Genomic DNA, 360 nt, shown 5'->3' on the forward strand with positions numbered 1-360 from the left:
GATTGACAGGGTAAAGAACGATTCCGGTAGGAATCCTCATTGTTCTTTGGGATATATCCTTTATTTGCACCAGAACCGTTCTTTAGATTTAGAAGCTCCAGTGGAACAACTAACCTTGTGAAAAAGTGTACCGTGCACTTTAATTGTCTAAAATATGTCGTATATCCGATATATCCATGCCGTTTTTATGCATGCCACGAATCAGTTGCTCTCTTTCGGCTAATTTCCCCTTTTCCATACCCTCTTGAAGCCCTTCTTCTTTCCCAACTTTCTTCCCTTGTTCGGTTCTGTTGCAAAGTTTTCTAAATGAGACTACACTCTAAAAAAAGAGTAAGGAGAATCACAAATGAGATATTTTAA

Annotated in this window: 1 pseudogene; it reads right to left on the bottom strand. The window is 38.3% G+C overall.

Features of this window, described 5'->3' with window-relative positions:
• Positions 1 to 139 precede the first annotated feature (139 nt).
• Positions 140 to 274 (bottom strand): annotated as a pseudogene (locus JDS99_RS32270) (Rpn family recombination-promoting nuclease/putative transposase); the annotation flags it as partial.
• Positions 275 to 360 lie beyond the last annotated feature (86 nt).

Source organism: Bacillus cereus group sp. N6 (assembly GCF_016483705.1).
GTDB lineage: Bacteria > Bacillota > Bacilli > Bacillales > Bacillaceae_G > Bacillus_A > Bacillus_A wiedmannii.